Below are 892 nucleotides of genomic sequence, written 5' to 3' on the forward strand. Positions count from 1 at the left end.
CTGGATCACCTCCTTTCTAAGGAAGCTGTGGAATTGGAAGACGATCGGTTCGCCGATATGACCTTTCCCGTGCTTTTTAGAACATAGATCGGATCAGTCAGATCACGATCGAAACGCAATACGCCACTTAGATGCTTGCATCATGATGGTATGGCGAGAGCCGCCGTCCACGTTTCTCTTTCTCACAAGGATACGAACCACGCCCGCTTGTCGTTTGCGTCGAGCGAATGTTGCGTGCGTGCTTTACCCAAGATGGGCCCGTAGCTCAGGTGGTTAGAGCGCACGCCTGATAAGCGTGAGGTCGGCAGTTCGAGTCTGCCCGGGCCCACCATTCTCTTTGGAGAATGGTTGTTTGTCCTGACGCTGTCGCGATCTTCGATCGCTGCGCTCCGGACGGGCCGCCGAACGATCGGCGACGGGCTTTGCCCTTGCGGCTTTTGGCCGTTGGGTTGCTGACTTAGTTCACCGAAGCCGACGGCTTGCCGTTGGTGATCGAGACGGTTGGGGCTGTAGCTCAGCTGGGAGAGCACCTGCTTTGCAAGCAGGGGGTCAGCGGTTCGATCCCGCTCAGCTCCACCATTCGATTGGTGTTGAACTGGCGGAAAGATATCCTTGGAGAAATAAAAGTTTGCATCGGCTTTTAGGAGGTTGATGCCTGTTCTGATTACATTGTGAAGAGAAGATATGTCTGGAAGCTTCCAGGTGTTGAAGATGGTCGAAAGATCGTTGGAGACGTCCGAGCCCAGTCCTTATGAAACCATGGATGGTCTAGCCGACCGGATATGGAAGAGGGGCTGGAGGTAGGAAGGAAGCTTGTCTTATGGGCATGATCATTGTTTGGGTGTTCTTCGGAGCGCCCTTCTGGTGTTCGTGCCTGATTGGTGTTGCCTGA

The 892-nt window shown here is 54.0% G+C and carries 2 tRNA genes; both read left to right on the forward strand.

The annotated features are described in order from the left end of the window. The first annotated feature begins 254 nt into the window (after positions 1–254). Positions 255–331, forward strand: a tRNA-Ile gene (locus tag IB264_RS34180). Positions 332–503: 172 nt separating this feature from the next. Further along, positions 504–579: transfer RNA gene (locus tag IB264_RS34185), tRNA-Ala, on the forward strand. Positions 580–892 lie beyond the last annotated feature (313 nt).

Source organism: Ensifer sp. ENS11 (genome assembly GCF_014851895.1).
GTDB classification, from domain to species: domain Bacteria; phylum Pseudomonadota; class Alphaproteobacteria; order Rhizobiales; family Rhizobiaceae; genus Ensifer; species Ensifer canadensis.